20 protein-coding genes and 2 tRNA genes are annotated in these 24,442 nt (G+C 54.2%); 7 read left to right on the top strand and 15 right to left on the bottom strand.

Going from position 1 to position 24,442, the window contains the following annotated elements; all coding sequences use genetic code 11:
- Positions 1 to 17: 17 nt before the first annotated feature.
- The 6 genes from TH468_RS10550 to TH468_RS10575 all read right to left on the bottom strand — a co-directional run bounded on the left by TH468_RS10550 (position 18) and on the right by TH468_RS10575 (position 4,868).
- A complete protein-coding gene (locus TH468_RS10550; RefSeq protein ID WP_085643888.1) occupies positions 18 to 1,016 on the bottom strand; it encodes an MDR family oxidoreductase in 999 nt (332 codons plus the stop codon).
- A gap of 82 nt (positions 1,017 to 1,098) precedes the next feature.
- Entirely contained in the window at positions 1,099 to 1,470 is a 372-nt protein-coding gene (locus tag TH468_RS10555; RefSeq protein WP_085643890.1) for a YkvA family protein, read from the bottom strand.
- A 56-nt stretch (positions 1,471 to 1,526) separates the two neighbouring features.
- Positions 1,527 to 1,802, bottom strand: coding sequence for a hypothetical protein (locus TH468_RS10560; protein WP_085643892.1), 276 nt, complete (start codon positions 1,800 to 1,802; stop codon positions 1,527 to 1,529).
- 129 nt (positions 1,803 to 1,931) lie between these two features.
- Positions 1,932 to 2,864, bottom strand: a complete 933-nt coding sequence (locus tag TH468_RS10565) for a glycosyltransferase (RefSeq protein ID WP_085643895.1) — start codon at positions 2,862 to 2,864, stop codon at positions 1,932 to 1,934.
- Between the two features lie 27 nt (positions 2,865 to 2,891).
- The gene (locus TH468_RS10570; RefSeq protein WP_085643897.1) at positions 2,892 to 3,836 is read right to left on the bottom strand and encodes a glycosyltransferase family 9 protein; all 945 of its coding nucleotides are present in this window, start codon (positions 3,834 to 3,836) and stop codon (positions 2,892 to 2,894) included.
- A gap of 3 nt (positions 3,837 to 3,839) precedes the next feature.
- The gene (locus tag TH468_RS10575; protein WP_246832293.1) at positions 3,840 to 4,868 is read right to left on the bottom strand and encodes a glycosyltransferase; all 1,029 of its coding nucleotides are present in this window, start codon (positions 4,866 to 4,868) and stop codon (positions 3,840 to 3,842) included.
- A 159-nt stretch (positions 4,869 to 5,027) separates the two neighbouring features.
- Here TH468_RS10575 and TH468_RS10580 point away from each other — a divergent pair, with 159 nt between their 5' ends.
- On the top strand, positions 5,028 to 5,942 hold the full coding sequence (locus tag TH468_RS10580) for a folate-binding protein YgfZ (RefSeq protein ID WP_085643901.1): 915 nt from the start codon (positions 5,028 to 5,030) through the stop codon (positions 5,940 to 5,942).
- An 84-nt stretch (positions 5,943 to 6,026) separates the two neighbouring features.
- Here TH468_RS10580 and ppdK read toward each other — a convergent pair whose 3' ends face one another.
- From ppdK to TH468_RS10620, 8 genes are all read right to left on the bottom strand, one after another.
- Positions 6,027 to 8,690, bottom strand: a complete 2,664-nt coding sequence (gene ppdK / locus TH468_RS10585; protein WP_085643903.1) for a pyruvate, phosphate dikinase — start codon at positions 8,688 to 8,690, stop codon at positions 6,027 to 6,029.
- A 58-nt stretch (positions 8,691 to 8,748) separates the two neighbouring features.
- Positions 8,749 to 10,812, bottom strand: a complete 2,064-nt coding sequence (gene glyS, locus TH468_RS10590; RefSeq protein WP_085643905.1) for a glycine--tRNA ligase subunit beta — start codon at positions 10,810 to 10,812, stop codon at positions 8,749 to 8,751.
- Positions 10,813 to 10,815: 3 nt separating this feature from the next.
- Positions 10,816 to 11,706, bottom strand: coding sequence for a glycine--tRNA ligase subunit alpha (locus TH468_RS10595; protein ID WP_085643907.1), 891 nt, complete (start codon positions 11,704 to 11,706; stop codon positions 10,816 to 10,818).
- A gap of 247 nt (positions 11,707 to 11,953) precedes the next feature.
- On the bottom strand, positions 11,954 to 12,187 hold the full coding sequence (locus TH468_RS10600; protein ID WP_085644217.1) for a hypothetical protein: 234 nt from the start codon (positions 12,185 to 12,187) through the stop codon (positions 11,954 to 11,956).
- A gap of 163 nt (positions 12,188 to 12,350) precedes the next feature.
- The gene (locus TH468_RS10605) at positions 12,351 to 14,039 is read right to left on the bottom strand and encodes a methyl-accepting chemotaxis protein (RefSeq protein ID WP_085643909.1); all 1,689 of its coding nucleotides are present in this window, start codon (positions 14,037 to 14,039) and stop codon (positions 12,351 to 12,353) included.
- Between the two features lie 477 nt (positions 14,040 to 14,516).
- Positions 14,517 to 16,205: a methyl-accepting chemotaxis protein gene (locus tag TH468_RS10610; RefSeq protein WP_085643911.1), complete on the bottom strand. Its 1,689-nt coding sequence runs from the start codon at positions 16,203 to 16,205 to the stop codon at positions 14,517 to 14,519.
- 276 nt (positions 16,206 to 16,481) lie between these two features.
- Positions 16,482 to 17,264, bottom strand: a complete 783-nt coding sequence (locus TH468_RS10615; protein ID WP_085643913.1) for a tRNA1(Val) (adenine(37)-N6)-methyltransferase — start codon at positions 17,262 to 17,264, stop codon at positions 16,482 to 16,484.
- Between the two features lie 43 nt (positions 17,265 to 17,307).
- Positions 17,308 to 17,565, bottom strand: coding sequence for a DUF2007 domain-containing protein (locus TH468_RS10620; RefSeq protein WP_085643915.1), 258 nt, complete (start codon positions 17,563 to 17,565; stop codon positions 17,308 to 17,310).
- Positions 17,566 to 17,797: 232 nt separating this feature from the next.
- On the opposite strand from TH468_RS10620, the gene TH468_RS10625 reads away from it, so the two are divergent.
- From TH468_RS10625 to TH468_RS10650, 6 genes are all read left to right on the top strand, one after another.
- The gene (locus TH468_RS10625; RefSeq protein ID WP_168177121.1) at positions 17,798 to 18,808 is read left to right on the top strand and encodes a polyprenyl synthetase family protein; all 1,011 of its coding nucleotides are present in this window, start codon (positions 17,798 to 17,800) and stop codon (positions 18,806 to 18,808) included.
- A gap of 87 nt (positions 18,809 to 18,895) precedes the next feature.
- Positions 18,896 to 18,972 (top strand) — tRNA-Pro (locus TH468_RS10630).
- Positions 18,973 to 19,175: 203 nt separating this feature from the next.
- Positions 19,176 to 19,252, top strand: a tRNA-Pro gene (locus TH468_RS10635).
- Between the two features lie 648 nt (positions 19,253 to 19,900).
- Complete coding sequence (locus TH468_RS10640) at positions 19,901 to 20,962, top strand: TRAP transporter substrate-binding protein (RefSeq protein WP_085643919.1); 1,062 nt, start codon at positions 19,901 to 19,903, stop codon at positions 20,960 to 20,962.
- A 114-nt stretch (positions 20,963 to 21,076) separates the two neighbouring features.
- Positions 21,077 to 21,667, top strand: a complete 591-nt coding sequence (locus tag TH468_RS10645; protein ID WP_085643921.1) for a TRAP transporter small permease subunit — start codon at positions 21,077 to 21,079, stop codon at positions 21,665 to 21,667.
- 23 nt (positions 21,668 to 21,690) lie between these two features.
- Positions 21,691 to 23,082, top strand: a complete 1,392-nt coding sequence (locus tag TH468_RS10650) for a TRAP transporter large permease subunit (protein ID WP_085643923.1) — start codon at positions 21,691 to 21,693, stop codon at positions 23,080 to 23,082.
- Positions 23,083 to 23,207: 125 nt separating this feature from the next.
- Here the strand turns inward: TH468_RS10650 and TH468_RS10655 are convergent, their stop codons facing one another.
- Complete coding sequence (locus tag TH468_RS10655) at positions 23,208 to 24,347, bottom strand: DUF2336 domain-containing protein (RefSeq protein WP_085643925.1); 1,140 nt, start codon at positions 24,345 to 24,347, stop codon at positions 23,208 to 23,210.
- Between the last annotated feature and the right edge of the window lie 95 nt (positions 24,348 to 24,442).

Raw genomic sequence — 24,442 nt, forward strand, 5'->3', positions numbered from 1 at the left:
GCATATATTTGCCTCTGCTAGCAATCCTGCACATCAATCAGTAACCGCCCCCGAACCTGCCCTTTGAGGATTTTTTCACCCCACGGCAGGATATCACGAAGCCCAACCTTTGTTGTCACAGCATCCAGTTGATCCATGGGTAATTCCTGCGCCAGACGTTTCCAGGCTGTGACGCGCTTTTCATAGGGGCACATCACGGAATCAATTCCGATCAACCGGACCCCGCGCAGCAGAAATGGAATGACCGTTGCGGGCAAATCCGGCCCGCCAGCCAACCCGCAGGCGGCAACCACACCGTGATATTTCATTTCCGATAAAATATGCGCCAAGGTCGCGCTGCCGACACTGTCAATGGCACCCAACCAGCGTTCGCTCAACAACGGCTTGCTTGCATCGCTTAATTCCGACCGGTCGAGAATGGAATGCGCACCAAGGCTTCGAAGATAGTCATGCGTGTCTGCACGCCCGGTCGAGGCGGCAACACGATAACCAAGATTGGAAAGAAGACTTACTGCGACTGAACCAACGCCACCCGCCGCCCCGGTAACGAGGACTTCACCATCCTGGTCAGTTGATACGCCCTGTTCTTCAAGCGCCATCACGGCAAGCATTGACGTAAAGCCCGCGGTGCCAATTGCCATTGCATGTGCACCATCAAGGCCATCGGGCATCGGCACCAGCCAGTCTGCATTCACGCGCGCATACTGGGCATATCCGCCCCAATGAGCTTCGCCAACCCGCCATCCCGTCAGGATAACGTCATCCCCGGCCTTGTATCGCGAATCACGGGACGAAACGACCTCACCAGAAAAATCGACACCGGGCACATGCGGATATTCCCGAACAAGCCTTCCCTGCCCGTTCAAAATCATCCCGTCCTTGTAATTCAGGGTAGACCATCGTACCCGAACCAGCACATCACCGTCTGGCAGATCATCAATTGCAAGATTTTGGAAATCGGCCTGAACTGCTTTTTCCTGCTGGCTCAGAACCAAGCCACGAAATGTATCTGCCATTGTCGTATCCCGTTTAATGATGGAATTGCATCCAAGCTTAAAAGGGCAGGGCAAAGACTGTCAAAGGTGCAAAAGTAGTGTCTTAACCAGTGGACGGTGTGTTCAGGAAGCTATCATCGGGCCCTGTGAGCATAACAATGCCAATCAGAACCAGGATCAAAATCAGAAGATACAACCATTTACGAGACTTTGCCGGCGTCTCAAGATTGTCGGATGCCATATCCGATTTTATGGTTGGCGGCAGGCTTTTATATGAAAGCCATCCCAACAGGGGCACGATAACAAGGTCATCAATCCAGCCGACACCGGCAATAACGTCTGGCAAAAGATCAATTGGACTGACGAGGTAAATGATTCCGGCCAGCAAAAGAATCTTGCTTCGCAGCGGGACGTCGGATCGAAACAGGCTGCGCAACAAATTGGGAATAATCGCCCAGACAGTCGGTTTGGCCATTCGATACTCCAGACATTAATCCTGCATTATCAACGCGTCAGGTCGGCTTGGCGATATCAGCGACGCGCCGTATCCAGAGGAAGGCTGACCTGCATATATCCGCCGCCTATTGAACTGGCCTTTTCCAGATCAAATGCACCGCACAGACTGCCACAAGATGCGTTATCGGCATTCCCATAACGGATGGCGTACATTTCGAACCCGGCTTTATAGGCCGGAACCGGCACAAGATTGACCTGGCTTCTCTGCTCCCCCACAGCCCCCTGAATCCAGGCCATGGAAACAGCAAACAGCAAAACAACGATCATTGTCAGATGCTCGGTACGGATCATCTTTCTGGTCCGGAACAGTTGAAACAAAATTCACATGATAAGCAAATGCATTAACATGCGAATTGTTCCCGATTGATCGCAAACAGGATTGTCCGGACCTTAAAATTTCAGCTTTAAGAACGCTCGCCATTAAACTCTTTGCGGCTTGGCGATCGTAAGTTTCTCTGCCGCAAACAGGGGATAGCGATAATTGACCGATACCGTTTTGCCATCTGTCGTTTCAATTTCGGTTTTCACATCTCTGTCTGCCCGAATATCGTCGACACCTGACAGGTGCATTATTCCAATGGTGGCATGCGGTTCGTTGGGTTCGACAAAAACCGATTTCTCTGCATCCCAGAATGGTTTGTGCTGGCATTGCCACATTGCATAGGCAGGCAGGTATTCGGCCTTATATCCTTCAATGTGAATGATCTTGCCCAAAGACAACTGTTCGGCCGGGAACATCTTTCCCTTCATGGCAGCTTCAACAATAACTTCCTGCCAGCGCTTCCAGTGCGGCGCCTTTGCCGCAATCGCGAATGTCGCCGCAGACAGCACATAATGGGGAATCATTTTCTTGGCCGTCGCCCAGCCAAACGCCTTTTTGCCATTGGCGTTATAGAAGCTGCCTATTTTTCGGGGCCATCTTCCAAGCCACGAAATACGGATCGGCTTTGGATAGGATCGATCCGCTCCATTCGTGATCGCCAGACGGTCGCCTTTCGCCGCGGATCGAATGAACATCTCTACAGATGACCAGTCCTGAACCCAGGTATCACAATCCATCCACAGATATACGTCATATCCGGGGAATATCTCGGGGATGAAGGGGCGGCAAATACACGCCTTGAGGTATTCCTTGCCCTTTGATTTTTCTTCCGAAATGCCTTCGGGCCAATCGGGGATAACGAGCTGGTTCACCAGCGGTGACAGTTCTTCCCTCTGGGATTCAGCCAAACCCGCATCCATCACGCAGATGTCGATATTTCGGTCGACAGAGAATTGCCTGACCGAATGCACCATTTCGATCAACAAAGGAAAATAGTTTTTGTCAGAACCTGAAACGATGGCGATCCGCATGCTTCCCCGCTTAAACAAACCGATAATTTATTTTAAAAACTTACATGAAAATTCAAAAACTTTGTCAACAGACAGGTCCGTCATCAAAGACTTCTGAGATTTCCAGTCGACACCGTCAGCCACAATCTGATCATAATTGCGATCCGTGCAGACATAAGCTGTCTTCTTACCATATGGCGCATAGTTTTCCGGTCGGGACGGACCAAAAAGCCCCACGGTGGGAGAACCGGAAGCCGCCGCCATATGCATCAAACCGGAATCATTACCGATATAAAGATCTGCCTTCTCCAGGCAGGCTTGCACGGTCAATAAATGCTCACTTCCAAAAACAACAGTTCTGCGATCATCCGCAATGGATGAAATCAGTTCCTGCGCCTTCTCGATTTCAGAAGGTGCACCAACCAGCAAAACATGCGCATCCGGCAAAGGACCCGTTATAGACGTCAGCCGCCCGACAAGGTCCTGAAAACGATCTATCGGCCACATCTTTCCTCCCCAGTTTGCCGTTGGACCAACCACAAGAAGCGGCCGCCCGGCAAAAGAGGAAAGAATTTCCTGAGCCCGTTTCACATGTCTCGGATCAAGCCAGATTTTGGGATTTAGAGGACGATCAACACCGATCAGACGTGCAAGCTGCTCTACCCGGTGGACACTGTCATCGTTGCCTTTGAGCACCACCCGCTTCCAGCCCGGCAACACATAAGCCGTCGCACTGCCGCGCAGATCGACGATGATGTCCCACCAGCGAAACGCGACCGACTTCCAAAGCTTCCACCAATGGCCGCCGCGTTTCTGCTTTGGCATTTCAATGATGCGCTCAAGCCCTGGTACCGCTTCAAAAATCGGGGCGGCGACCGGGCCGCAGGCAACCGTTACCTTGATGCCGGGATAGGTTTCGACATAGTGGCGCAGCACCGATGTCGAAAGAACGGCATCGCCGAGCCGGTTCGAGGTGATGAACAGTAACCGCACGGTTTAAAGTTTCTCCAGCTCGCCTGCCACGTTAAGCCATTCACGACGGCTGTTACGGGCCGCTTCGGACTGGCTGGCAAAAATCTGCCGGTCTGCCAGCAACTGCATCACCAGATTGCCATAGGCGGTTTCATCGGGAACGATATAGCCGGTCTTGCCGTTTTCAACCCGCGCCTTGGCAATCCCGCCATAGGACACAACCGGGGTTGCCGCGGCCAGCGCATCGTAAATCCATTGGCCGACCTGATCATTGCCGTATTTGCCGTGATGCAGGAAGGCACGCGCGGTTGCGATACGTTCGGCCATGTCGGCCTCGGGCATCGGGTGACAAACGCGGACACCCTTGTCGATGTTATCGCGCACCATATCGACGAGTTCTTCGGAAACATCGTCATTTTCGCCCGCCATCGCCGAGAACAGGTCGGCAGCATAGATTTCCAGAATGGCACCGGGTACTTTGGGCGCGACATAAGCCGACCAGATGCGGATGATCTGGGCAATGCCGGTTTTGCTGTTGGCAACCGTCACGGCAAGATCTTCGCGGCTCTCGAACGCCCAATGCATGTTTGACGCCATGGCAAAGGCCGGGCACGCGCCTGGTGCAATCACAATCGGGCGTTTGGCGGTATCGCCATCAAACGCCTTGCCCTGATCTTCATGGGGGAAGATCACCTGCGCGCCGGTTTCAAGCAACGCCAGCCGTGCCTTATCCGCATTCAGATCGGATGCCATGCCATCAAACCAAAGCCAGCAGTCGCTACCTTCGGGGATTGACGGATGACGCAGCAGCTCCGCATCGCGCCACACCAGAACCCGATCCACCGGGTCGCCACCAAAGGGCGGCATGGCACTGTCAAGCTGACGCCAGGCAACGCCATGATGATCAAGGTCGATGCCACCATTCCGGCGGGCTTCAACCTTGTGGCCACGGGCAACAAGGGCCTCGGCCAGCGCGATAAATCCGCGTTGGCGCGATCCCAGCGGGCGGGCTTCACGATCCTTGGGATCAAAGCCGATGGAACGATCAAGCATCAATATTTTCATACATTGCGTTCTATCGGTTCCCGCGCAATTTATGAAGGCTTTTCTTGCGGCGGGTTGCTTTGCCTTTGCCAAACCACCCCTTGCCAAATCCCGGTCATTGCCCCACATTTCGGCCAACAATTCCGATAAACCGGAGCCATAAGAATTATGAGTGAGACTTTATACGCCCCCCTGCCTGACCGGGCCGTTATCCGGATCAGCGGGCCTGATCGCGTCAGCTTCCTTCAGGGGCTGGTGTCGAACAATATCGAAAAAATCACGGCTGACCATTCCGGCTATGGCGCGCTTTTGTCGCCGCAGGGCAAATTCCTGTTTGATTTCTTTGTCTATCAGCAGGACGAGGACAGCCTTCTGATTGAATGCGAACGCGGCGAAGATGGTGAGCGCGCGGCCGAGCTGTTCAAAAAACTGCGCATGTATAAATTGCGCGCCAAGGCGGAACTGACCGATGTCACCGAAAGCTATGACGTTGTCGCCGTTTTCGGCGATGGAGCCCTGAGCGCACTTGACCTGCCCGATACGCCCGGTGCCACCGCACCGTTTGCCGACGGGATCAAGGCCGTTGATCCGCGCCTGAGTGCGATGGGCGCGCGCGTGTTACTGCCCAAGAACGAACTGGCGCAAATGGCCGCGATTGGTGCCATCGAAAGCGATGAAAGCACCTATCATCAGCACCGCGTGCTGCTTGGCCTGCCCAATGGCAGCGAGGAAATGGAAATTGACCGTGCCATCCTGCTTGAAAACGGGTTCGAGGAACTGGGCGGCGTTGATTTCAAAAAGGGCTGCTATATGGGGCAGGAACTGACCGCGCGTACCAAATATCGCGGGCTGGTGCGCAAACGCCTGCTGCCGATCACGATCACCGGCCCAGCCCCGGAAATTGGCACCCTGATCATGAATGGCGACAAGGAAGCCGGCACCATCCGCAGCATCCATGGCGATGCGGGTCTTGCCCTGATCCGGCTGGAACGGATCGGCGATGATGCCGACCTGACGGCGGGGGATGCCAAAATTTCGGTCAAGATCCCCGACTGGGTCAAGTTGCCGGAAACAGCGGCCTGATCCACCGATCATCGCCTTACGAATGAAAAACGGCGGCAGAAATTCTGCCGCCGTTTGCTTTATCAGTGCTGCTTATCAGCAGCCTTATTTCTTGAGCGCGGCCTGTGCCGCCGCCAGTCGCGCAATCGGCACGCGATAGGGTGAACAGGACACGTAATCCAGCCCCTGTGCCTCGCAGAAGGCGATGGAGGATGGATCACCGCCATGTTCGCCGCAAATGCCAAGCTTGATGTCAGAACGCGTTTTACGGCCACGTTCCGCGGCGATGCTTACCAGTTCGCCCACCCCTTCCTGATCAAGTGATACGAACGGATCACCGGCAAAGATATCCTTGGAAATATAGGTATCCAGGAACCGGGACGCGTCATCACGCGAAAGACCAAAGGTCGTCTGGGTCAGATCGTTGGTCCCGAAGCTGAAGAATTCGGCTTCTTCGGCGATTTCACCGGCCCGAAGGGCGGCGCGCGGCAATTCGATCATCGTGCCGACAAGGAATTCGAGCTTGGCCGATTTTTCGGTTTCGACCTCGCCTGCAACCTTGATGATCGCGGCCTTGAGTATTTCGAGCTCTTTCTTGCCGACAATCAGCGGAATCATGATTTCCGGAATGACCGGATCGCCACCATCCTTTGAAACCTCGATCGCGGCTTCGAATATCGCACGCGCCTGCATTTCATAAATTTCCGGATAGCTGATGCCAAGACGGCACCCGCGATGCCCCAGCATCGGGTTGGCTTCCGAAAGTTCCAGCAAACGGCGACGCACAACGACCTCTGCCACGCCCGCCGCATTGGCGACCTCGGCGATTTCGTTGTCGCCATGCGGAAGGAATTCATGCAATGGCGGATCCAGCAGACGGATCGTGACCGGCAGGCCCTTCATGATCCGGAACAGGTCAATGAAGTCCTGACGTTGATAGGGCAGAAGTTTATCAAGTGCCGCACGACGGCCTTTTTCCGTATCGGCCAGGATCATTTCGCGCATGGAAATGATGCGTGCCGGATCAAAGAACATATGTTCGGTCCGGCAAAGGCCGATCCCCTCGGCGCCAAAGCCACGGGCGGTTGCCGCGTCATCAGGCGTTTCCGCGTTGGTGCGAACCTTAAGGCGGCGCACACCATCCGCCCATTCCATCAACTGGGAAAAATCACCGGAAAGGTCGGGCTTAAGCGTTGCCACCTCGCCCAGCATGACCTCGCCGGTCGCACCGTCAAGGGTGATGACATCCCCTTCTTTCAGGGTCACGCCGCCCGACGTCATGGTTTTGCTGGCATAGTCAATCTTGACCTGACCGGCGCCGCAAACACATGGCGTCCCCATGCCGCGTGCGACGACGGCGGCGTGGCTGGTCATGCCGCCGCGTGATGTCAGAATACCCTCGGCAGCATGCATGCCGGCAATGTCTTCGGGGCTGGTTTCGATGCGCACCAGAATGACCTTGCGGCCCCGGTTATGCACCCAGTCCTCGGCGACCTCGGCGGAAAAGACAATCTGCCCGGATGCAGCACCAGGCGATGCCGGAAGCCCCATGCCAATCACCTTGCGTTCCGCATCGGGATCAAGGGTCGGGTGCAGCAACTGGTCAAGCTGTGCAGGATCAACACGGCGAAGGGCATCTTCACGCGAGATTACATTGGCTTGGCACATTTCAACCGCGATGCGAAGGGCGGCCTTGGCGGTGCGTTTGCCTGCGCGGGTTTGCAGCATGTAAAGCTTGCCGGACTCGACGGTAAATTCCATGTCCTGCATGTCGCGATAATGGGATTCAAGCCTGTCGCGGATATCGCAAAGTTCGCCAAAGACGCCGGGCATGGCTTCTTCCATCGACAGAAGGTCGGAACCGGACTCTTCACGTTCGATTTTGGTCAATGGTGCCGGGGTACGAATGCCCGCCACGACGTCCTCGCCCTGCGCATTGATCAGATATTCGCCGTAAAAACGGTTTTCACCGGTTGACGGATTGCGCGAGAAGCAGACACCGGTCGCACAATCATCGCCCATATTGCCAAAGACCATGGCCTGAACATTGACCGCCGTGCCCCAGCTTGCCGGGATATTGTGCAGGCGACGGTATGTATTGGCGCGCGCATTCATCCAGCTTCCGAAAACCGCACCAATCGCGCCCCAAAGCTGTTCGCGCGGGTCCTGCGGGAAGGGACGGCCAAGTTCGGCATCAACCTTTTTCTTGAAGCCCTGAACCACCGCCTGCCAGTCATCGGCATCCATATCGGTATCAAGGACATAGCCCCTGTCTTCCTTGTGGATTTCAAGGATTTCCTCGAAATGGTAATGATCGACGCCAAGCACCACATCGCCATACATCTGAATGAAGCGACGATAGCTGTCATACGCAAAACGGCGGTCACCAGAGACCGCCGCCAAACCTTCAACCGTTTCGTCATTCAGGCCCAGATTGAGAACCGTGTCCATCATGCCAGGCATCGAAGCACGTGCGCCGGAACGAACGGAAACCAGCAACGGGTCCTTGGGATTACCAAATTTGCGACCGACCAGGGCTTCGACAGCAGCAAGCGACTTTTCGACTTCGGCTTCAAGACCGTCTGGATAGGCACGGTCATTGTCATAAAATGCCGTGCAGACTTCGGTCGTGATGGTAAAGCCGGGCGGGACCGGAAGGCCGAGATTGCTCATCTCGGCAAGGTTGGCACCTTTACCGCCCAAAAGCTCGCGCATATCGGAACGTCCTTCGGCGCTACCGCCACCGAAGCCGTAAACCCATTTGGTCATCTTGCCTTTTCCTCATCTGGTCAAGGCGATCCGGAATTCCGGGCGACCCCGACCTTATTTATGACTCGATCTTCGAGAAATCGGCAATGTCATGCAAGGCAGTGCGAATTTGCGCCAGCAGTTTAAGGCGGTTGGCACGTTCGTCTGCCTTGTCACTATTTACCGTGACCCCTTCGAAGAATGCATCGACCGGTCCGCGCAGATGCGCGAATTCGGCCATAGCCGCGGCATAGTTCTCGGCCCGCAGAAGCGGCAAGGCCTTATGCCGGACATTGATGAGCGCCTCATAGAGCTTGCGTTCCTCGTCCTGCGTCAGAAGATCGGCGGACACATCCGCATCATAGGATTTTTCATCCTTCTTCTCTTCGATACGCAGGATATTGGACGCGCGCTTGTACCCGGCCATAAGGTTGACGCCGCTTTCACCCGACACAAAATCGGCAAGCGCATCAACACGGGCCAGAAGGCGGACAAGATCGTCCTCGCCATCCAGTGCAAACACGGCAGACACCAGATCATGGCGTACGCCCTGTTCACGCAGATGGACTTTCAGGCGGTCGGCAAAGAATGCCAGAAGTTCGTCAACCGCCTCGTCACGACGAATAGAGGCCGGATATTGGGAAACGGCAAAGGCAAATGCGCGACGCAGCGGTACGCGCAAACCGTTTTCCAGAACCAGCCGGATGACACCCAATGCCGCACGACGCAGCGCGAACGGGTCTTTTGAACCGGTCGGCTTTTCATCGATGGTAAAGAACCCGGCAAGGGTATCGAGCTTCTCGGCCAAGGCAACAGCCACCGAAACAGGTGCGGTCGGACACATATCCGACGGACCGGCCGGTGCATAATGCTGCGCAATGGCGTTGGCGACTTCGGGGGCTTCGCCGTCATTCTCGGCGTAGTATTTCCCCATCAGTCCCTGAAGTTCGGTAAATTCGAACACCATGTTCGACACCAGATCGGCCTTGGCAATTTCCGCCGCCCGATCGGCAAGTTTGACATCGCAGCCCGGAATATCGGCTGAAAGTTCGCGTGCCAGTCCGCGTAGGCGCAGAACACGCTCCGCCAGCGAGCCAAGTTTGGCATGGAACACGATGTTATCAAGTTTCGGCAGACGCGCTTCGAGCGTCACTTTCCGATCCTGATCCCAGAAGAATTTCGCATCATGCAGGCGTGCGCGCAAAACGCGTTCGTTCCCGGCAATGATCTGCGCGTTGGCATCCAGCGTCACCATGTTTGAAATGGTGATGAAGCGCGCGGCAAGTTTGCCCGTGCTGTCTTCGACGACGAAATATTTCTGATGTTCGCGCATCGAGGTTTCCAGAACCTCGCGCGGGATATCCATGAACTGGTCATCGACCTTGCCCATGACGGGTACGGGCCATTCGACCAGACCGCAGACTTCTTCAAGAAGCCCGTTATCTTCCAGAAGCGTGAAACCTTCTGATGCCGCAAGTTTGCGCGCGCCGTCCAGAATGACTTTTTTGCGTTCTTCGCGGTCCAGCATCACCTTGGCAAAGGCAAGCTTCGCCTTGTATTCGGTGGCATTGGCAACGCTAAAGGTGGCCGGTGCCAGGAACCGGTGGCCGCTTGTGATATTGCCGGCCGTTACCGGGCCAAACGATGCCGGGATCACCTTGCCGTCAAACAGGCACAGGATCCGGTCAAGCTGACGGACCCAGCGGACTTTCTGATCAGCCCAGCGCATCGATTTCGGCCAGGGCAGTTTTGCCATGGCGTCTTCGATGATGTCCTTGATGACATCCGCGCTATCGCGGCCTTTCTGTTCGACAATCGCAAACAGGAAAACACCCTTGGGCGTTTCGCGCTTTTCGCATTGTTCCAGCGTCACACCATTGCCCGCCAGAAAACCGGCAATCGCCTTTTCCGGGGCATCGGCACGCGGGCCACGGCGTTCTTCGCGAAGGTCCGGCTGTTTGTCCGGCAAACCATCAATGATCAGGGTCAGACGGCGCGGTGTTACCAGTGCCTCGACATTATCAAACGCAAGGTCGGCGGCCTTCAGGCCATCGGTAACCAGTTTGGTCAGATCCTCGGAAGCACGCGCCTGCATGCGGGCCGGAATTTCTTCCGAAAACAGTTCAAGCAGCAATTCGGCCATGACTTATGCCTCCTCTTTCAAATGCCCGCGCGAACGAAGCCACGCCTCGCAGCAGGATTTCGACATGTCGCGCACACGGCCGATATAAGCCGCACGTTCGGTGACCGAAATCACGCCGCGCGCATCGAGGAGGTTAAAGATATGGCTGGCCTTCATTGTCTGCTCGTAGGCCGGAAGCGCAAGACCGCGTTCGATATTGACCGCACATTCGGCCTGCGCGTCCTTGAAATGCTGGAACAGCATATCGGTATTGGCGACTTCGAAGTTATAGGTCGACTGTTCCTTTTCGTTCTGCAGGAACACATCGCCATAGCTGACGCCATTGCCGTTATAATCAAGGTCATAGACGTTTTCGACGCCCTGGATATACATCGCCAGACGTTCCAGACCATAGGTCAGCTCGACCGGGACCGGGTCGCATTCAAAACCGCCAACCTGTTGGAAATAGGTGAACTGGGTGACTTCCATCCCGTCCAGCCACACTTCCCAGCCAAGGCCCCACGCGCCCAAAGTCGGGCTTTCCCAATCGTCTTCGACGAAACGGATATCATGCGCCATCGGGTCAATGCCCAGATGCGCCAGCGAGCCAAGGTAAAGTTCCTGCGAATTGGCCGGTGACGGCTTCATCAGGACCTGGAACTGGTAATAGTGCTGCAAACGGTTCGGGTTTTCGCCGTAACGACCATCGGTCGGGCGGCGTGACGGCTGCACATAGGCCGCATTCCAGCTTTCCGGACCCAGCGCGCGCAACGTGGTTGCGGTGTGGAAGGTACCGGCACCGACTTCAAGGTCATAGGGCTGCAGGATGACACAACCCTGATCGGCCCAATAGCTTTGCAGGCGGAGAATGATTTCCTGGAATGAAGGGGGACGTTGCGACCCGTCGAGCGCCATTGCGCGAACTCACTTTGATGTTGTCGGTAAATTTAGAGCGGCAAGCTACCGCCCCACCCCGTCGGGGTCAAGAACGCAAAAGCCCTGAGTGGGCCTGAATTTAGCGCTTTTTATGACGTCCCGCCGAATCTTATACCGCGTTGCAGCATACAACATCCGTGCAACAACCGGTTTTTCCAAGCGAAATCACGGCCTGTTGGGCGAAAGTCGAAGAAATCAGCAAAGGAAAATATGCCGTCCGCGCAACTCAGACTTCGCAAACATGCGCGCTGCCTTCGGCGTGATAGACACCGCATTTCGGGCATTTTTCAAGATCATGCGCCACAGCTTCCTGTTTCTGCTGTTTGGCTTTCTTGTCATGTGCCTTCTGTTTTGGCTGTTCCTGCCCGGAAACCTGATTCTTGCGGGTAAACAGCTTGAAGCCCTGCCATACCACCACAACGATCAGTGCGGTAAAAAGGATTTTCGATAAACTCAGCATGGCATTTCCCGTCAATTGGGCATTGGATGTGCGCACCGTAAAGTCAAAAAGTTCGCGGTTCAACCCAAATGGGTATGCCCACCGCGCCGAGGATCAGCCATCCGGTACAAACAAGGATGCCGCCCGGCGAGCCGGACGGCATTTTTCATTTCATACCAATAGCCTAGGCGGTTTTCACACCAGACAGGAATGCGCTGACGATCTCACGCATTTTTTCGGCTTCATGCGACAGCTCCGAAGACGCCTGCAATACGTCTTTGGCAACCCCGCCGGCACTTTGAACCGCATTGGTGACTTCGTGAATGTTTTCATTCACGTCTTCGGTACCTTTCGCGGCTTCATCAACATTTCGGGCGATCTCGCCGGTTGCGACCTGCTGCTGTTCGACGGCGGCGGCGATACTGCTCGAAATTTCGTTTATCTTCTCGATGGTTTCCGCAATAGAGGAAATGGCAGCTACCGCTTCTTCAGTCGCGGCACGCGTTGCTTCAATTTGTTCGCCGATATCGGCCGTTGCCCGGGACGTCTGGCTCGCAAGGTTCTTGACTTCGCTTGCGACAACAGCAAACCCCTTGCCAGCCTCTCCGGCACGTGCGGCTTCGATCGTTGCATTCAATGCCAGCAAATTGGTTTGCCCTGCAATGTCATTGATCAGGCTCACGACTTCGCCGATCTTGACGGAAGCCTGTTGCAGGTTGCCAACAACCTGCCCGGTATGACCGGCCTGATCAACAGCCTGCTTTGAGACCTGGGCTGCCATCGAAACATCCTGTGCGATCTGGCTGATCGATGCCGAAAGCTCTTCTGCCGCAGAGGCAACAGTCTGGACATTGCCCGCCGCCTGCGTTGCAGCCGATGCCACAGCCGACGACTGCGTTATTGCCTGCTGCGAAGTTGCCGACAGTGTCGACGCATTTGCCTGAAGCTCCGTTGCAGCCGAGGCAACCGCCCCGATGGTTTTGCCAGCACTCAGATCAAAATCCTGGGTGAGTTTTTCAATACGCTCAGACCGTTCTGCGCGTTCTTTCTGATTTTTTGCCTCAATCTCTGCAAGACGCTCGGCTTCTATCATGTTATCGCGGAAGACCTGAACAGCATCAGCCATGCTGCCAACTTCGTCACCACGTCCCACGCCCGGGATTGTGACGGTTTTGTCCCCTCCAGCAAGGCGGCTCATCGCTGCCGTCATGTCGCGGATCGGGTTGGCAATAAGCCGTGACAACCCGAACGAAAACACAATGGTCAAAGTCGCAACGACCAAAGCAACCGCAATCATCAAACCTCTGGAAAGCGCGAATTCTTTGTCACCGATATCTGACGCTTGGCGGCCACCGGCCTCGTTCATATCGACCAGTTCGAGCAAGGCGCCACGAAGCTCTATGCTGGTCTGGCGCGCATCCTCGAACATCACCTTGCGCGCCTGTTCGTCTTGGTTTTTGTTCGAAAATGCAAGAGCGCGCTCCAAATGGCCGTTAAATTGGGCAATCAGGGCTTTGGCTTTTTGCCACTTCTGGCGCTCTTCATTTGACGAAATCAAAGCCTCGTAAGTTTTAATTTCTTCTGATTGCTGCTTTTGCAACTCGAGGGTACGGCCCTCATATTCTTCCTTGTCAGTCGCATCACTTGACAGGATATGCGACAGACCGGTCAGCCTGATAAGGTTCGAAGACGTAACGATCTCATTCACAGCTTTGATACTGGGCATCCAGTTTTCAGCAAGAGCCGTCGACGTATCGTTAATAGTGTCCATTTTCATGACGGCAAAGACACTGGCGAAGACGTTTAGAATAAACATAGCCCCGAAGGCGAACGTTAACTTTTTAGATATCTTAAGATTGGTGAGCGCGTTCATTTCTTTCCCCAATAAAACACGAGGTTTTCCGCTCTCAAGCACAAGAAAATTTCAATTTTTGAAATGCTTTGACTCGCGACAATAAAATTAATGACCACAAGTCATTAATTGAACGAAAAACAATAGCTTCGTACACTTGGGATTACTCTTTTGCACATTTAAAAATTGCATACCTCCCAAGATGAATATCTTCTCCGCCAAAAATTCGTATTGATACATCGGCCCCAAAAAGGACCCAAGACATCACCCCGGCACTCCAGGTCGGGTATTCCCGAAGTCACAGGATCGCTTTAGTCAGAATTTAAATGCACTCGTCTAAAGTTAAATTCGAATACATGTAGGGCTTATTGAAACCGCGTCGCATTTGAGGACATAAAATCCGTTCTTTTTTTGCAAAACACTCTCCCTTGGCTGTAACAATTAAAAAAAGTCGCCCAGCGAACTGGACGACTTTGATCTTGGCGAAAGGCTTGCTCTTTACGCGCTTTTTACCCCCTGAAGGAAGGCACTCACGATATCACGCATTCTTTCTGCTTCTTTTGAAAGCTCTGACGACGCCTGCAGAACGTCACGAGCAACACCGCCTGCACTCTGCACAGCATCGGTGACCTCATGAATATTTTCATTCACGTCTTCCGTGCCCTTGGCTGCCTCGTCGACATTACGGGCAATCTCGCCGGTTGCAACCTGCTGCTCTTCTACAGCAGCGGCAATGCTACTCGATATTTCGTTGATCTTTTCAATGACCTCCGCAATCGAGGCAATGGCTGAGACAGCTTCATCGGTCGCAGCCCGGGTAGCGGCAATCTGTTCACCGATATCAGCTGTTGCACGCGACGTTTGACTGGCGAGGTTTTTAACCTCACTGGCGACAACAGCAAACCCTTTACCGGCGTCACCGGCCCGCGCAGCCTCAATTGTCGCGTTGAGCGCCAGAAGATTAGTCTGACCTGCTATGTCTTCGATCAGGTTGACAACTTCACCAATTCGAACAGATGCCTGTTGCAAGTTACCAACAACTTGTCCGGTGTGACTAGCACGCTCCACGGCCTCTTTGGAAACAGCTGCCGCTTGAGAGACGTCTTGCGCAATTTGACTGATTGAAGCCGAAAGCTCCTCAGCTGCTGATGCGACAGTCTGAACATTACCCGCAGCCTGTGTGGCAGCGGAGGCCACAGCCGCCGACTGTGAAATTGCCTGTTCGGATGATGCAGATAGCGTTGAGGCATTTGCCTGAAGCTCTGTCGCTGCCGATGCAACAGCGGAAATCGTTGCCCCCGCACTCGCATCAAATTCGCGGGTCAAATTTTCAATACGTTCGGCACGCGCTGTGCGCTCGGCCCTGTTTTTTGTTTCAATCTCGGCAAGTCTCTCTGCCTCAATCATATTGTCGCGGAAAACCTGCACAGCATCAGCCATACTGCCGATCTCGTCGCCACGCCCCACACCCGGAATTTCAACAGATTTGTCGCCGCCCGCAAGACGTGTCATCGCGGTAGTCATGTCACGAACAGGTACCGCAATCAAACGTGTAAGCCCAAAGGAAAACACGACAGTCAGCAGTGCCACAATGACAGCCACAACAATCATCAAGCCCCGAGCAAGAGAAAACTCTTCATCACCATCACGAGATGCCTGTTGTCCGCCTGCATCATTAAGAGATATCAAATCATTCAGCAAATCGCGCAATTCGCTATTAATCCTCGACCCATCCTCGAGCATCACAGAACGCGCCTGTTGATTTTCATTTTTCTGGGAAAAGGCCAATGCGCGATCCCAAAGAAGGTTATTTTGCGCAATGAGCGCTTTGGCCTGTTCCCATTTCTGACGTTCATCGTCAGACGAGATCAACGCTTCATAACGCACAATCTCTTCAGCTTGCTGTTTTTCGAGTGCCTGTATTCTCTGTTCATACATCTCCATCGCTTTTTGATCTTCCGATAGAATATGAGCCAGCCCGGAAAGTCTTAGAATATTGGAGGATGTATTGATGTCGTTCACTGCCTTGATACTGGGCATCCAGTTTTCAGCAATCACAGTAGAGGTATCGTTGATCGTACCCATTTTGACGATTGAGAACCCGCTGGAAAAAACGTTCAGGGCCAGCAGGAAGCCAAACGCAATCAGTAACTTCGTCGATATTTTCAGGTCGGATAGGACACTCATATTCACCTCGATGAACCGTTCTAGGCCACTCAAATTCGGCGTTTCTGCGAAACGGCCATCAGGCCCTGTCGACGGATTCAGCGAGTACTCGGCGAAAAGACTAAAAGCTATTTCACATTAGCGCATTACTTGATCGCCCTGCTTCGCCCTTTCAAGATGCGGGCAAAAATTTATCGTTCTAAAACCTGAAATTGTTTTTTAGATTGTAGAGGGAATCTTTTCGTCTGCTAAAAAACAGCTCACTGAAAAGATTAACGCCTTAAAGGGCACGGAACACTACAACTCTATCCCGGCAGGGTTTCGCAGAATTACCTCGATTTCCGGCAGATAGTTGCCCTCAGAATCATGCAACACAATTCCCCGCCTCAGGGTAACCGGCGATGAAACGCCCTTGCGGGCCGAGACAATCACGCGAAGCGGTGCATCGGCGCTGGCCTTGCTCCAGATCGGGTAAATGGTCATGTCGCCTGCCCGGCCATACAAAAGCCCGATGATCCGGTCGAGATGATCCGCCCGATGCACGATGGTGACCCGGCCCTTCCGGCGGACCATCTTAAGGCAGAAATTGATCCAGTCCTTAAGATCAGCCGTGCCTTCCTGATGCGCCTTGGCCCGGCTTTCATTGGCGGGGCGCGTTCCCCCTGCATAGAAGGGTGGGTTTGAAATCACCTGATCAAAACTTTCGGCCACCAGCGGCAAGGACCGGTCATTGATATCGCCATGAACCGGCGTTACCCGGCCCACCAGATCATTTTCGACAATGTTACGGCAAAACAGCGCATAGAGATCGTCCTGCAACTCGACCCCGGTCACTTCGGCATCGGCCAGACGGCGTGCCACACATAACCCGGCCGACCCGACAGCCGCCCCGACATCAAGTATTTTCTGATCCCGTCTGGAATTGATCGACACGGACGCGGCCAGCAAAACAGCATCAACCGCCGCCCGATACCCATCTATCGGCTGTTTTAACGTCACCGAACCGCCCAGCAGAAAATCGTGGCTGATGCGTTCTTCCGCAAAATCGGGAACATGAAATGCGCTATCGGTTCGGGTCATAAATGCCTAAATTCCTGCAACCTTGCCGATGTCTGACTGATTTTCAGTCTTGGACTTCCTCGGTATCGGGATCATGCTGTGCGTTATGCGCATCAAGTTCGCGTCTGGCAATATCAAGGATGTATTTGGCCCGGCTTTCTTCCTGGGGCTCAACCATCAAACGCCTTGGAAGTGCGCCGATGGATCCTTCGAGAATGCTGGCGTGGTAATCAAAAATATGGCTGGCGATGCCTTCGTCGGCGAGAACCGATTGCGCCCAGCTGAGCTCGATCGGGTCGTTGCTGCGAAATAGCTCGATCATGCGATTTATGCGCCCCGGTTGTTATTGTATGTTTATCTTATCCATATATGTGTCTGGCAGAACATATTTGGGTAAAAATGACGGCAAAGCGGCTATTGTTGCCTGCCTGGCAACCATTTGTCCACTTGACCGTCACCACCCGGCATCTCTATGTTGAGGCCGCCCACTGAAATCAGCGTTACCCGTCCCGGTGGGCGGGGTCAATACGCGAGAAATTGTTTCGGATTACAGCGTGACCAATATCGCAACGCAGCAGACGACCGAACCCAGCCTGGACTCCCTGATCCGCCTTGTCGATGCCGACATGAAGCGCGTCAATCAGGTCATCATTGACAACATGCACAGCGAAGTCGCGCTGATCCCGCAACTGGCAAGCCATCTTGTCGCTGCTGGTGGCAAGCGCATGCGCCCGATGCTGACACTGGCATCCGCCCAGCTTTGCGGCTATCAGGGCGGCACATCGGCGGTTGATCTTGCGGCCTGTGTCGAGTTTATCCACACCGCAACACTTCTGCATGACGATGTCGTTGATGAAAGCCTGCTGCGCCGTGGTCAGGCATCGGCCAATGCCCTGTTTGGCAACGAAGCCAGCGTCCTAGTCGGTGACTTCCTGTTTGCGCGCGCCTTTGTCGTGATGGTCAAAAACGGCTCGCTCAAGGTTCTTGATATCCTGGCGAAGGCGTCCGCCGTCATTGCCGAAGGCGAAGTTTTGCAACTTTCGACCGCCAATGACATGGCGACCACCGAAAAAGCCTATCTTGAAGTCATCACCGCCAAAACCGCCGCCCTGTTCGGGGCAGCGTCACAGATCGGTGCGGTGATTGCCAATCGTTCGGCCGAGGACGAAGAAGCGCTTCGTCTTTATGGCATCTATCTTGGCACCGCTTTCCAGCTGATCGACGATGTTCTGGATTATTCCGCCCATCAGGCGACGCTGGGTAAAACCGTTGGCGATGATTTCCGGGACGGCAAGGTTACCCTGCCGGTCATCATTTCCTATGCCAAGGGCGATGACGCGGAAAAGGCCTTCTGGCGCCGTTGCATGGAAGATCAGGAATTCCAGGATGGCGATCTTGATCGCGCACAGGAACTGATCCGCAAATATGACGCGCTTAGCGCATCCATGGACCGTGCACGCGAATTTGGCCAGCTTGCCATCGATACCCTGACGCGCTTTGACGATGGCCCGATCAAGGATGCGATGATCGAGGCGGTCGAGTTCTGCATTTCGCGCCCATACTGATATCGCATGCCGGGGTCCCGGCGGATTGGCGCAAAAAACCCTTGCGTCGGTCCGTATTTGGGATTATCACCCGGCTTCGCAGAATGACGGAGCGTAGCTCAGCCTGGTAGAGCACTGTCTTCGGGAGGCAGGGGTCGGAGGTTCGAATCCTCTCGCTCCGACCATCATTCAAAGGTCCTGAAACGGTTTCCGTTTCGGGGCCTTTTGCGTATTGGCACAAACCCCGCCGAATTCACCCGCAAAGCGATTGATGCCCACACCGCGCAACCGTGAAATCATCTGTCGTAAAGTGGCAAAGTTTTTCGCGCCCACCGACCGGTTTATGCTTGATCCAGCCCGAAAGAAGGGCTAAACAACCGCCCACTGACGGAGCGTAGCTCAGCCTGGTAGAGCACTGTCTTCGGGAGGCAGGGGTCGGAGGTTCGAATCCTCTCGCTCCGACCATCAGTCGGGAAGTCTTTCTCAAAGGCTTCCCGTTTTCATTTCCGGGCCCCTTTCCCCGCCTAACTTGCCTCCTTATCCCCGTCCATTCTATGAGGCGCAGACACCGCGCAACCATCTTTCTGTACGGCTTATCAAGTAGTCTTTCCCAAAGCGGTTTCCAGCAACCAATTCGAGCGCACCGCGCTGCAACAAATTCGCATTACCGTTCGCAAGCGCAAACTTTATCATCGCACTTTTGCGCCCCTGTACTCACATTGCCAACATTGCGGATGGCGGCGCCAGAGCGCACCGACAATCCGAAAACGGTTTCTCTGCCAATCGATTCGCAACCATGGCGCGGGTTACCGGGTCTTTCTGCTATAACAACTTTAAATGAGAGTTATGCAATATGCTGAAGCCCGTATAAATACGCATTCCCATGCGGAAATCCCGGTTTTTTGAGCGAAATCAAGTCATTTTTGTGCGTTCGCGAAGATATTTTCTTGCGCAGCGGGCGAAACAAACTTGCCCATACTTGCGAAATACGCTTAAGCTTCGCCCTGCAACAAGAGGAACGGGGAGTTTCCGCCAGCAATAATAAAAGCAAAAGGCGGTTATCGACCTGACGTGGTAATACCAATTTCGGACTTCTTAGGGAGGAAGCTACGAATGAAATTTGCTAATATTTTGAAATCTGCAACCTGTGTGGCCGTCCTTGCAGCGGCTGCTTTGACAACGGTTGCACCTGACGCGGATGCGGCTGATCGTGTTCGCTGGAAAATGGGCTCGACCTATCCGGGTAGCCTGACCCAGCTTGGTACGCTTGGCAAACGCGTTGACGAAAAGATCGACGAAGTTTCCGGCGGCAACATTCAGATTAAATTCTACGAGCCGGGCGCACTTGTTCCGGCACTTGAAGTATTTGATGCGGTTTCAACCGGTTCCATCGATGCCGCCTTCTCCACCCCGGGTTACTGGGCGGGCAAGGTTCCGGCATTGCAGCTTTTTGGTGCCGTTCCGTTTGGTCCGCAGGCTGGTGAATATCTGGCATGGGTCAAATTTGGCGGCGGTCAGGAAATCTTTGACCGTCTTTACGCAGAACATGGCATCAAGTCGCTGTTCTGCGGCCTGATCGCACCGGAAGCATCGGGCTGGTTCTCCAAGGAAATCAACACGGTTGAAGACCTTAAAGGCCTGAAAATGCGCTTCTTCGGTCTTGGCGCAAAAGTGATGGAAAAGCTTGGTGTTTCGACCCAGCTTCTGTCGGCTGGCGACATCTATCCGGCACTTGAACTCGGCACGATTGACGCGACCGAATTCTCCATGCCGGCGATCGACCTTAAACTGGGCTTCCATCAGGTCGCCAAATACTACTACTTCCCGGGCTGGCATCAGCAGTCCACCTTCTTCGATCTCATGATCAACAAGGAGAAGTGGGACGGTCTTGACAAAACCCAGCAGGCACAGATCGAAGCCGTCTGCAACGACAACCTGGCTTATGGTTTCGCCGAAGGTGAAGCAATCCAGTTCTCGGCCCTGAAAGAACTTCAGGAAAAAGGCGTGAACATCAAGAAATGGTCGCCTGAAATGCTTGATGCCATGCGTGGTGCATGGGAAGAGGTTGCAGGCGAACTTTCTGCGCAGGATGCGGACTTCAAAGAAGCCTATGACAGCCTGCAGGGCTTCCGTGCCAACTACAAAATCTGGAAAGACATCGGATATCTCGATTAATCTTTCCCGGTCCTGATGCGACCTTGTGTCGGACCACAAAAAAGTCTCGGCAAGGCCGGGCGCCAATGGCCCCGGCCTTGACCGCGATTAAGAAAAGACCCGGGAGGCTTTTTAATGGAAGCGCTACTAAAACTGAGTGACGGCATTGATGCCATCGTTTCCCGTATCGGGAAATGGGCCGCCCTGCTCGCCATTCCGCTGATGCTGACGATCATGTTTGACGTGATCCAGCGTAAATTCGGCGGTCAGGGTTCCATCAAGCTGCAGGAACTGGAATGGCATCTCCATACCGGCCTGTTCATGCTGTGTTTCGGTTTTGGCTATATTCGTGACTCTCATGTCCGTATCGAACTGATCCGTGACAATCTGCGCCCGCGCACACGCGCCATCGTCGAGATGATCGGCGCGATTATCTGCATTCTGCCGTTCTGCGCACTGGTGATTTATTTTGGTTATGATTTTGTCCTTCGATCCTTCGAAAACCACGAAGTCTCTGCCTCGACCACGGGGCTGACCCATCGCTGGCTCATCAAATCAACCATCCCCATCGGCTTCGGCCTTCTCGCCATGGCCGGTTTTTCGGTCTTCCTGAAATGCTATGTCTTTGTGTTCGGCCCTAGCAACCTGCGCAGCCGTGCGGGTCACTATGTCGGCGCAACACATCACGCAGACCTTGGCAACAAAGCCGCCAGGCTCAAAGACTGATTGCGGAACGGGGATAATTCCAAATGGAAAACTTCTATATCGAAGACTGGTTTCCGCTGATCATGTTTGCCTCGCTGGGCATTCTGGTCTTCTCGGGGCTGCCGGTCGCATTCGTCATTTCGGGCATCGGGATCGCCTTTGGCTTCCTTGGCATGGCCTATGACGTCTTCTCATTCATTGAATTCTTCAACATCGTATCGCGCATCTGGGGTGGCATCGCCGAAAACATGGTGATGGTTGCCGTTCCGATGTTCATCTATATGGGCACGATGCTGGAAAAAAGCGGCGTTGCCGAAGACCTGCTTGAATGCCTGAACGTGCTGATGCGCAAGGTTCCCGGTGGTCTGGCACTTTCGGTTACCCTGATGGGTACGATTATGGCCGCCACCACCGGCATCATCGGTGCATCGGTTGTGATGATGACCCTGCTTGCCCTGCCGGTCATGCTGCGCCGTAATTATGATCCATCGCTTGCGACCGGGACGATTGCCGCATCGGGAACGCTCGGCATTCTGATCCCGCCAAGCATCATGCTGGTTCTGATGTCCGACCTTCTGTCGGTATCGGTCGGCAACCTGTTTCTGGCGGCGATCATTCCGGGTTTGCTGCTGGCGTCACTTTATACGATCTATATCTTTGTGCGTTGCCAGATGCAGCCGCATCTTGCCCCGCCCCTGCCTGATGCTGAAGCCGTCCATGGCATGGATATGGTACGCATGATGCTGCGCAGCTTCATCCCGCCGGTCTTCCTGATTGTTCTGGTGCTGGGCTCGATCTTTGCCGGTTTTGCCACCCCGACCGAGGCCGCAGGCGTTGGTGCGGTTGGTGCGACCTTCCTGGCACTGGTCAAGGGCCGCCTGAAATGGGATGTGCTTAAGGACGTCTGCGAACGGTCGGCTTTGACCGGCGCCATGCTGTTCTTCCTGTTTGCCGGTGCAACCGTCTTCTCCTATGTGTTCCGTTCACTGGGCGGTGATGATCTGGTTGTTGATCTGGTCGACAGCGCCGGCCTTGGCGCATGGGGCGTTCTGTTCCTGCTGATGCTGATCGTGTTCATACTTGGCTTCTTCTTCGACTGGGTCGAAATCACCCTGATCGTGTTGCCGATCTTTGCCCCGGTCATTGCACAGCTTGATTTTGGTGATCACCTTGCCGTTGCCGGCATTGGCCCGACCGAGACACAGGTACTGACCTGGTTTGCCGTCATGGTTGCGGTCAACCTGCAAACCAGCTTCCTGACACCGCCCTTCGGGTTTGCCCTGTTCTATCTTAAGGGCGTCGCACCGAAATCGATCACCATCCAGCAGATTTACAAAGGCATCATTCCCTTTGTCATCCTGCAGGTGATCGGGCTGTTGCTGGTGATGTATTTCCCGGAACTGGCGCTGTGGATGCCAAATACCATTCTTGAATAGGCTTATGTCTGTCACATCAAAGGCACCGTGCAAACGGTGCCTTTTTTGTTTCCATCCCCTGCAACCCAAAGAAAAACCGCCCCGACAGGGCGGCTGTAATCTTTAATGTCCAAAGGGATGCCGGACTATTGCTGCGGCAGGTTCCGCTCGCTTGGCAATTGCAGCATACGGCCCATCAGGTAATCGACATCGTCTGAATCGAATTCGACACCAAGATCACCATACTGGGTCAGAACCCGTTCAATCATCCGGCGTGAATAGCGTTCCCGATCACGTTCCCCGCCATCAAGGTCGGTTTCACGCGCAACTTCTATGGCCGCGCGAATGCCCGGGAAGAAATGTTTGGGCATGTCAGCCTTGTTGTAAATCGCTTCAAGCCCGAACGGGCCGCTATCATGGATCAGAATGCGGGTATTGATCAGTGACACCCCGGCACGGCGCGCAAGGGCGGCTTCGAAAAAGGCAACATCGCCCATGCAAAGCGCACGCAGGATTAGACCGCTGGTCAGACGGTTGTTGGTGTGAAGATGTTCAACCAGAAGCTCGACATCGCGTTCTTCCGCGCCATCCCCCAGAAGGCCGATGGTCGCACTTTCCTGCGACTGGGTCATGACCGCATTCACGATCCCCTCAGGGATGTGGCCGCGCGCAATCAGTTCGGATCGCATCCGGTCAGACACCAGCGTCACCAGCCGTTCGGCAATCGTGATCGGCAGATGGTTGCGTTCGATCATCGGCTTTTGGATGCGCTCGTTCTCGCCGAATTCATCCACAACCTTTTGCAGCGAATGTTCGCTGATCTGTGCGCCGTCATTCGAAATCAGATCGACCATCACGTCTTCATGACCGATATCGACAAGAGTTGCCGAAACGATTTCCGACACATGCGGACGCGATGCGATGGCACGCTGTTTTTCAACACTGTCGGCATTGTCACCGATAATGTCGACCAGATCCTCGTCATTGAGAACTTCGGAAAATTTCAGGATCGGCAGGGCCACATCATCGACATCGCGTGCAAGGGTCGCGGCAACATCGTGGGGCACAAGCGGAGTCTGCTTAAGGTTCTTGGCCAGCGCCTTGCGCACACGCACTTCCGCGTCACGCACCATCAGCCGGAAAATATCCTCGGCAAGAATGCGTTCGCTGTCACTCAGGCTTTCAGCAGAAAATTCACGGCTGATTTTCTCGGCCGTTTCGGCACGATTCTTCCCGGAAGGATCCTGGATCAGATTGTTAAGATCTTCTTTGGTTATACGCGGCAATGGAGTTCTCCCGGCACGCTAAGCAATCGGCTGCCAACCATTTGTAATTCTTTATACACCGTAGGGCCGATTGACTAAACGCAAATTATTCAGTT

It is taken from the genome of Thalassospira sp. MCCC 1A03138, assembly GCF_002115785.1.
Lineage (GTDB): Bacteria > Pseudomonadota > Alphaproteobacteria > Rhodospirillales > Thalassospiraceae > Thalassospira.

What these genes read in the sequence shown, in the direction of transcription:
- TH468_RS10550 (WP_085643888.1), bottom strand. Translation starts at nt 1,016, where the DNA reads ATGGCAGATACATTTCGTGGCTTGGTTCTGAGCCAGCAGGAAAAAGCA.
- TH468_RS10555 (WP_085643890.1), bottom strand. Translation starts at nt 1,470, where the DNA reads ATGGCCAAACCGACTGTCTGGGCGATTATTCCCAATTTGTTGCGCAGC.
- TH468_RS10560 (WP_085643892.1), bottom strand. Translation starts at nt 1,802, where the DNA reads ATGATCCGTACCGAGCATCTGACAATGATCGTTGTTTTGCTGTTTGCT.
- TH468_RS10565 (WP_085643895.1), bottom strand. Translation starts at nt 2,864, where the DNA reads ATGCGGATCGCCATCGTTTCAGGTTCTGACAAAAACTATTTTCCTTTG.
- TH468_RS10575 (WP_246832293.1), bottom strand. Translation starts at nt 4,868, where the DNA reads ATGCTTGATCGTTCCATCGGCTTTGATCCCAAGGATCGTGAAGCCCGC.
- TH468_RS10580 (WP_085643901.1), top strand. Translation starts at nt 5,028, where the DNA reads ATGAGTGAGACTTTATACGCCCCCCTGCCTGACCGGGCCGTTATCCGG.
- ppdK (WP_085643903.1), bottom strand. Translation starts at nt 8,690, where the DNA reads ATGACCAAATGGGTTTACGGCTTCGGTGGCGGTAGCGCCGAAGGACGT.
- glyS (WP_085643905.1), bottom strand. Translation starts at nt 10,812, where the DNA reads ATGGCCGAATTGCTGCTTGAACTGTTTTCGGAAGAAATTCCGGCCCGC.
- TH468_RS10595 (WP_085643907.1), bottom strand. Translation starts at nt 11,706, where the DNA reads ATGGCGCTCGACGGGTCGCAACGTCCCCCTTCATTCCAGGAAATCATT.
- TH468_RS10600 (WP_085644217.1), bottom strand. Translation starts at nt 12,187, where the DNA reads ATGCTGAGTTTATCGAAAATCCTTTTTACCGCACTGATCGTTGTGGTG.
- TH468_RS10605 (WP_085643909.1), bottom strand. Translation starts at nt 14,039, where the DNA reads ATGAACGCGCTCACCAATCTTAAGATATCTAAAAAGTTAACGTTCGCC.
- TH468_RS10610 (WP_085643911.1), bottom strand. Translation starts at nt 16,205, where the DNA reads ATGAGTGTCCTATCCGACCTGAAAATATCGACGAAGTTACTGATTGCG.
- TH468_RS10615 (WP_085643913.1), bottom strand. Translation starts at nt 17,264, where the DNA reads ATGACCCGAACCGATAGCGCATTTCATGTTCCCGATTTTGCGGAAGAA.
- TH468_RS10620 (WP_085643915.1), bottom strand. Translation starts at nt 17,565, where the DNA reads ATGATCGAGCTATTTCGCAGCAACGACCCGATCGAGCTCAGCTGGGCG.
- TH468_RS10640 (WP_085643919.1), top strand. Translation starts at nt 19,901, where the DNA reads ATGAAATTTGCTAATATTTTGAAATCTGCAACCTGTGTGGCCGTCCTT.
- TH468_RS10645 (WP_085643921.1), top strand. Translation starts at nt 21,077, where the DNA reads ATGGAAGCGCTACTAAAACTGAGTGACGGCATTGATGCCATCGTTTCC.
- TH468_RS10650 (WP_085643923.1), top strand. Translation starts at nt 21,691, where the DNA reads ATGGAAAACTTCTATATCGAAGACTGGTTTCCGCTGATCATGTTTGCC.